This window comes from Streptomyces sp. 8L, assembly GCF_020176795.1.
Lineage (GTDB): Bacteria > Actinomycetota > Actinomycetes > Streptomycetales > Streptomycetaceae > Streptomyces.
Genome location: NZ_JAIUKE010000149.1, coordinates 1 through 6,546, shown reverse-complemented (window position 1 = coordinate 6,546; position 6,546 = coordinate 1). Strand labels below are relative to the sequence as shown.

7 protein-coding genes are annotated in these 6,546 nt (G+C 74.1%); 2 read left to right on the top strand and 5 right to left on the bottom strand.

Annotated elements, in window-relative coordinates:
* Nucleotides 1-102: 102 nt before the first annotated feature.
* Together LCE31_RS14585 and LCE31_RS14580 are read right to left on the bottom strand one after the other, a co-directional pair.
* Nucleotides 103-909, bottom strand: coding sequence for a TetR family transcriptional regulator (locus tag LCE31_RS14585; RefSeq protein WP_225014677.1), 807 nt, complete (start codon nt 907-909; stop codon nt 103-105).
* 45 nt (nt 910-954) lie between these two features.
* Complete coding sequence (locus LCE31_RS14580) at nt 955-2,718, bottom strand: 3-hydroxyacyl-CoA dehydrogenase family protein (RefSeq protein ID WP_225014676.1); 1,764 nt, start codon at nt 2,716-2,718, stop codon at nt 955-957.
* 319 nt (nt 2,719-3,037) lie between these two features.
* Here LCE31_RS14580 and LCE31_RS14575 point away from each other — a divergent pair, with 319 nt between their 5' ends.
* Complete coding sequence (locus LCE31_RS14575; protein WP_225014675.1) at nt 3,038-3,613, top strand: HEAT repeat domain-containing protein; 576 nt, start codon at nt 3,038-3,040, stop codon at nt 3,611-3,613.
* Here the strand turns inward: LCE31_RS14575 and LCE31_RS14570 are convergent.
* The 3 genes from LCE31_RS14570 to LCE31_RS14560 form a co-directional block, all read right to left on the bottom strand.
* Entirely contained in the window at nt 3,562-4,131 is a 570-nt protein-coding gene (locus LCE31_RS14570) for a GNAT family N-acetyltransferase (protein ID WP_225014674.1), read from the bottom strand. The genes LCE31_RS14575 and LCE31_RS14570 overlap by 52 nt on opposite strands.
* The gene (locus tag LCE31_RS14565) at nt 4,128-4,535 is read right to left on the bottom strand and encodes a RidA family protein (RefSeq protein WP_225014673.1); all 408 of its coding nucleotides are present in this window, start codon (nt 4,533-4,535) and stop codon (nt 4,128-4,130) included. The genes LCE31_RS14570 and LCE31_RS14565 overlap by 4 nt, the downstream gene beginning before the upstream one ends.
* Nucleotides 4,536-4,691: 156 nt before the next feature.
* Nucleotides 4,692-5,780, bottom strand: a complete 1,089-nt coding sequence (locus LCE31_RS14560; RefSeq protein WP_225014672.1) for an Rv2578c family radical SAM protein — start codon at nt 5,778-5,780, stop codon at nt 4,692-4,694.
* 174 nt (nt 5,781-5,954) lie between these two features.
* On the opposite strand from LCE31_RS14560, the gene LCE31_RS14555 reads away from it, so the two are divergent.
* Nucleotides 5,955-6,422, top strand: coding sequence for an SRPBCC family protein (locus LCE31_RS14555; RefSeq protein ID WP_225014671.1), 468 nt, complete (start codon nt 5,955-5,957; stop codon nt 6,420-6,422).
* Nucleotides 6,423-6,546 lie beyond the last annotated feature (124 nt).

Genomic DNA, 6,546 nt, shown 5'->3' with positions numbered 1-6,546 from the left:
GGGTTGCGACGTGAGAGCCGCGTGGAGCCGGGGGTGTACGAGCCCGGCGCGCGGGGATCGGTGGCGCGCGGGCCGGCGGCGCGAGGGTCGGTGGCGTGGAGGTCAGGCGGTCCCGAGCGCCCGCTGGATCGTCCGCATGACCTCGTCGAGCGGCGCGTCCGTACGGGCCACCGCGACCAGCACGTCCCCACTGGTGTGCGCCGTGGCCTGCGGCTTCTCCGCACTGATGGGCGCGCCCGCCGCGAAGCCCGTGCCGAACGCGTTCCTGACGATCTCGAAGGCGTGGTCCAGCTGCGCCTCCACATCGCCCTCGCCGCCGGCCCGCAGCCACCGGCGCAGCACATGGTTGTGCGCCGTGACCACCGCGGACGCCGCCACCTCGGCCAGCAGCGGGTCGTCGCTGTCGCCCGGATGCGCGTGCTCGTCGAAGTGGCCCAGCAGGTAGCGCGTGAACAGCCGCTCGTAGCGCGCCACGGAGGCGATCTCGCGCTCCCGCAGCGTCGGCACCTCGCGTGTCAGCCGGTAGCGCTCCACGGACACCGCGGGAGACGCCGCGTACATCCGCATGACCTCTTTGATTCCCCGGCACACCGTGTCGAGCGGGTGCTCGTGCGGCGGGGCCGCGTTCAGCACGGCCTCGGCGCGTACGAGCGTGTCGTCGTGGTCGGGGAAGATCGCCTCTTCCTTGGAGCGGAAGTGGCGGAAGAACGTCCGGCGCGCCACCCCGGCCGCGGCGGCGATCTCGTCGACCGTGGTGGCCTCGTACCCCTTGGTCGCGAACAGCTCCATCGCCGCCGCCGCCAGCTCGCGGCGCATTTTCAGACGCTGGGCCGCGGCCTTGGTGCCGGCGGCGCTCACAGGAACGTCGGAGTTCGTCTGCGTACGTGAGGGTTTGGCCGACTGCGACATACGGTGAACGTACTCCATGCAGGTGGCACTGTGTGCCGCGGACCCTCAGTCCCGCGCGTACGCGCGGAAGCCGCGGCCCGATTTGCGGCCCAGGAAACCCGCCGCCACCAGCCGCTCCAGCAGCGGCGCCGGCGCGAGCGACGGATCGCGGAACTCCTCGTGGAGACTGCGCTCGATGGCCAGCGAGACGTCCAGGCCGACCACGTCGAGCAACTCGAACGGGCCCATCGGGTACCCCGCCCCCAGCCGCATCGCCGTGTCGACGTCGTCCGGGGTCGCGTAGTGGTCCTGCACCATCCTCACCGCGTCGTTGAGGTACGGGAACAGCAGCGCGTTGACGATGAAGCCGGCCCGGTCGCCGCAGTCCACCGGGTGCTTGCCCGCGGCCAGTGCCGCGTCCCGCACCCGGGCGTGCGCCGCGTCCGAGGTCAGCACCGTGCGGACGACCTCGACCAGCCCCATCGCCGGCGCCGGGTTGAAGAAGTGCATGCCGGCGACGTCCTCGGGCCGCGCGGTGGCCCGGGCGCACGCGACGACGGGTAGGGAGGAGGTCGTGGTGGCCAGCACCGCGCCCTCCCGGCAGACCCCGTCCAGGGCGCGGAACAGACCCCGCTTCACGTCCAGGTCCTCCGCGACGGCCTCCAGTGCCAGATCGGCCCCGGCGAGCGCGTCCAGCGATCCGGCGGTGCCGACCCTGCCGAGCGTGGCGTCCGCCGCCTCTACGGGCATGCGTTTCTTGTCGACAGAGCGACGAAGTGACGAAGCGACTTTCTCTCGGGCCGCCCTCGCCTTCGCGTCCGTGCGGCCCGCCAGTACGACCCGGTGCCCGGACTTCGCGAACACCTCGGCGATGCCCGCCGCCATCGTGCCCGACCCCGCGATGCCGACCGTGCCGGCCGGCGGCGCCACGGCAGCCGCGGGGCGGTGGGCGCGCGCCGCCGCGCCGTCGGCCGCGTAGCGGTAGAAGCCCCGGCCGGACTTCCGGCCGGCCAGCCCCGCCGCGATCAGCCGGCCGAGCACCGGCGCCGGGGCGTCGAGACGGTCGCCGGACTCCTGGTACATGGCCTCAAGGACGGCGCGGGCCGTGTCGAGGCCGATCAGGTCGAGCAGCGCGAGCGGCCCCATCGGCAGGCCGCAGCCCAGCCGCATCGCCGCGTCGATGTCGTCGCGCGACGCGTAGCCGGACTCGTACATCGCCGCGGCCCGGTTGAGGTAGCGCAGCAGCAGGCCGTCCGCGACGAAGCCGGGCCGGTCGCCCGCCGCGACCGGCTCCTTGCCGAGCCCGCGGGCGAGCGCCGTCACCGCGTCGAGGGCCGCGGGCGAGGTGAAGACCGTACGCACCACCTCCACCAGCCTCATCACCGGTGCCGGGTGGAAGAAGTGCATGCCGACCACGCGCTCCGGATGCGCGGTGCCGGCCGCGAGACGCGTCACCGAGAGCGCGTTCGTGCCGGTGGCGAGCACCGTGTCCGGCCGCACGACCGCGTCCAGGGCGCGCAGGACATCGCGCTTCTCCTCGTACGACTCGGGCACCGCCTCCACCACGAACTCCGCGTCGGCGGCGGCCCGCGGGTCGGTGGAGGTACGCAACCCGGCCATCGCCGAACGGTGTTCACGCCCCGTCAGGTCGCCGCGGCGGACGGCGCGCGCGAGGGACGCGTCCAGTGCGCCCGCGGCCCGCGCGGCGGCGGCCGGGTCGGTGTCGACGCCGATGACGGCGCGGCCGGATCTGGCCAGGGTCTCGGCGAGGCCCCGGCCCAGGGTGCCCAGGCCGATGACGGCGACCGTACTGATGTCTTTGACGTCCATGACGGGACTCCAGGGGGAGACGGCGGCCGGCCCGCGACTGGCGTGCCGGGGAAGCCGACGGACCCTGTCCCGTGGTCGCGTCGAATGGGGTCGGAAGACCGGCGAGAGCGGCGCCGTGTGCCCCGGGATACGGGATATGGCCGGCCGCCGCGGACTTCCGGGCGTCATCGCGGGCGCCGAACCGACGGCGCCCCGGGCGGCTGCGTCACCGGCCGCCCGCTCACATGAGGTTAACCGACGAGTAATGAGCGCACCAGGCCGCCGCCGGACTTTTCCGTGTGCCCGCACGCACCGCGGGCGCGCCGTTACGCTGAGCCGCATGGACGTCACCGACGAGGACTTCCGCGCCCTCGCGGACCGCGTGCGCGACGAGTCCGGCGCCTCGCCCGCCTGCGCCGACCTGCTGGAGACCGAGGACACCGAGAAGCTCGCCGCGGTCCTCGTCGCACGCGAACGCCCGCTCTGGGCGCGGGAGATCGCGGCCTTCCGGCTCGGCTGCGCCCGCGACGCCCGCGCCTTCGAGGCGCTCGTCCTGCTGCTCAACCACCGCGACCCCGAGCGCTGCGTCGCCGCCTCGTACGCCCTCGCCCGGCTCGGCGACCCGCGTACCGCGCGCGCCGCGGCGGCCCTCGCCACCAACCCGCTGCGCACCGCCTACGCCCTGCACCCCGTCCGGCTGCTGGCCGCGCTGCGCGCGCCCGAGTCCGCGCCCGCGCTGATCGAGACCCTCGAAGGGCTGCTGGCGCCCGACGAGCCCCACTGGCGGGTGGCACTCGCCTGCGTCGAGGGCCTCGGAACGCTCGCCGACCCGCGCGCCGCCCCCGTGCTGCGCGCAGCCCTCGCTCACCCCCGGCTCTCCGCGGCGGCGGGCACGTCGCTCAGCGCCCTCGCGTAACGCAGCTCGGGCACCCGGACGCCCTGGATCTCGTAGAGTTCCTCCGTGCCGTCCGGGGAGAACCCGGCCCGGACATAGAAACGGCGGGCCCGCGCGTTGCCCGTGACCACCCACAGAGTCATCGCCGGATGCCCCGCCGCCCGCGCCCGGTCGAGCAGGGCGCCCAACAGCGTCCTGCCCACCCCGCTCGACACGTGTTCGGGTAGCAGGTACAGCGTGTGCAACTCGACCGTGCCCTCGGGCACCCCCGCGTCCTGGCTCGGCCCGTAGCACCCCCAGCCGACCACCGCCCCCGCGCGCTCCGCGACCAGGTTGACCACCCGCCCGGCGCCCGCGTCGAACTGCTCCCGGCGCCTGGCCGTCTCCGCCTCGATGTCCATCGCGTCCAGGTACGCCTGGGGCATCAGGCCCGCGTAGGCGAACTGCCATCCACGCACCCGGACGGCCGCGACCGCCGGGCAGTCCGCCGACTCCATCGCGCGCACCGCCACGTCGGCGGTTTCTCCGGGGCCCGTCACGCCGTGCCCGCCGGTATCACCGCGAACGCCTCGATCTCCACCAGCAGTTCAGGCCGGAACAGCGCCGCGACCTGGACGGCGGAACTCGCCGGCGGGCGCGCCGTGTCGAGCACCGCGTCGCGCGCGGCCCGCACAACGGGCAGGTGGGCGACGTCCGTCACGTAGTACGTCAGCTTCACCACGTCGTCGAACGTGGCCCCGGCCGCAGCCAGGCAGCGGCGCAGGTTCTCGAACACCTGGCGGGCCTGGGCCGCGGGGTCGCCCACGCCGACGATCCGGCCCTCCTGGTCGAAGGCGCACTGCCCGGAGACGGCGACGAACGTGCCGGTCCCCAGCACGACATGGCTGTACCCGCTGCCGGGGGCCACACCCTCGGGCGCGGCGAGATGGGTGAGATCGCTCATGATCCCATCGTCACGGACGGCGTCGGCCGCGAGCAACGGCAATACGGCGAGGGCAGTCCGCCGTACAGCCGCCTCGCGCACCAGGGACGCGCCGCGGATCACGGTCGTACGAGTGGCCGAACGGCCAGTCACCCGAAGGGCAACCCGCGCGCTGGTTCACAGCAGTGTGAGCTGGGTCGCCTGTGGTGCCGGGGCGGGCGGCTCCGCGTCCGCGTCGTCGGGGCGCGGTATGCGGAACGAACGCCCGCGCGGGCCGATCCCGTACTCGTCGGCGAGTTCGTGCACGGTCCTGGTGATCTGGCGCTGGTACCACTTCGGCGCGTACGAGCCGCCCCCGTACAGCCGCTCGTACCGGCCGACCAGTCCGGGGTGGTGCCGCCGCAGCCAGGCCATGAACCACTCGCGCGAGCCGCCCGGCCGCAGATGCAGTGCCAGCGGGGTCACCGACACCGCGCCCGCCGCCGCGATCGCCCGTACGGTCGCCCGCAGTTGCTCGGGGCTGTCGCTCAGGAACGGCAGCACCGGCGCCATCAGCACCCCGCAGCCGATGCCCGCCCCGGACAGGGTCCGCACCACGTCGAGGCGGCGCTCGGGCGCGGGCGTCCCCGGTTCGACCGTGCGCCACAGCTCCCGGTCGGTGAAGCCCACCGAGACGGACACGCCCACGTCGGTGACCGCGGCGGCCTCCCGGAGCAGGCCGAGGTCCCGCAGGATCAGCGTGCCCTTGGTCAGGATGGAGAACGGGTTCGCGCGCTCCCGCAGCGCGGAGATGATGCCGGGCATCAGGGCATAGCGGCCTTCCGCGCGCTGGTAGCAGTCGACGTTGGTGCCCATCGCGATGTGCGCGCCCTGCCAGCGGGGCGAGGCCAGGTCCCGGCGCAGCAGCTCCGGTGCGTTGATCTTCACGACGATCTGGGAGTCGAAGCCCGCTCCCGTGTCGAGGTCCAGATAGCTGTGCGTCTTGCGGGCGAAGCAGTAGACGCAGGCGTGGGAGCAGCCGCGGTACGGGTTCACCGTCCACTCGAACGGCATGCGGGACGCGCCGGGCACGCGGTTCACGATCGAGCGGGCCCTGATCTCGTGGAAGGTGATCCCGCGGAACTCGGGCGTGTCGAAGGTCCTGGTGGTCACGGCGTCGGCGGCGAAGAGGGCCGGGGCCCGCCCGGCTCCGCCGCCACCGGCCCCGCGCCCGGCCGTGTGCGTCCCGTCCGCGGCGGGCTGGTCGGCCAGATGGTCCCAGCGCATGCGTGCCTCCTTCGGTAGTGCTCCGTTCGAGAATAGAACAAATGTTCCCTTGATCGTGCGCGCCATCCCGGCGGCCGGTGCCTGCCCCCGCCCCCACCCCGATTTGAGGCGGTGAGCGCGGGGGTGGTTGGCTGGCAGCACCCCACCCAGGAACCGAGTGCTGGAGGAACAGCCATGGCGCAGGTCGAAGCCACCACGGAGCGGGTCATCGCGGCGAAGGCGGAGGACGTGTTCGACGCGCTGGCCGACTACAGGGAGACCCGTCCCAAGCTGCTCCCCGGCAACTTCAGCGAGTACGAGGTCAGGGAGGGCGGCGACGGCGAGGGCACGCTCGTGCACTGGCGGCTCCAGGCCACCGAGAAGCGCGTCCGCGACTGCCTCCTCGAGGTGAGCGAGCCCGTCGACGGCCAGCTGGTGGAGAAGGACCGCAACTCCTCGATGGTCACCACCTGGGTGGTCACCCCGGCGGGTGAGGGCCGTTCGAAGGCCGTCGTCACGTCCGTGTGGAACGGTGCGGGCGGCATCGGCGGTTTCTTCGAGCGGAAGTTCGCCCCGAAGGGACTCGTCGCGCTCTACGACCAGATCCTCGCCAAGCTCGCCGCCGAGACCGAGGGCAAGTCCTCCGGCGACGCCTCCGCGTAACGCCCCCGGGGTCCGGGCCCGGGACCCGGGCCCGGCCGCCGCCCCCGCCCCCCCCCCCCGGCCCCGGCCCCCCCGGGGGGCCCCGCCCCCCCGGGGGCCCCCCCCCGCGCCGCGCCGAAAGGGG

Bases quoted from the DNA above. Each gene is read 5' to 3' on its own strand.
- LCE31_RS14585 (WP_225014677.1), bottom strand. From the start codon at position 909: ATGTCGCAGTCGGCCAAACCCTCACGTACGCAGACGAACTCCGACGTT.
- LCE31_RS14580 (WP_225014676.1), bottom strand. From the start codon at position 2,718: ATGGACGTCAAAGACATCAGTACGGTCGCCGTCATCGGCCTGGGCACC.
- LCE31_RS14565 (WP_225014673.1), bottom strand. From the start codon at position 4,535: ATGAGCGATCTCACCCATCTCGCCGCGCCCGAGGGTGTGGCCCCCGGC.
- LCE31_RS14575 (WP_225014675.1), top strand. From the start codon at position 3,038: ATGGACGTCACCGACGAGGACTTCCGCGCCCTCGCGGACCGCGTGCGC.
- LCE31_RS14555 (WP_225014671.1), top strand. From the start codon at position 5,955: ATGGCGCAGGTCGAAGCCACCACGGAGCGGGTCATCGCGGCGAAGGCG.
- LCE31_RS14560 (WP_225014672.1), bottom strand. From the start codon at position 5,780: ATGCGCTGGGACCATCTGGCCGACCAGCCCGCCGCGGACGGGACGCAC.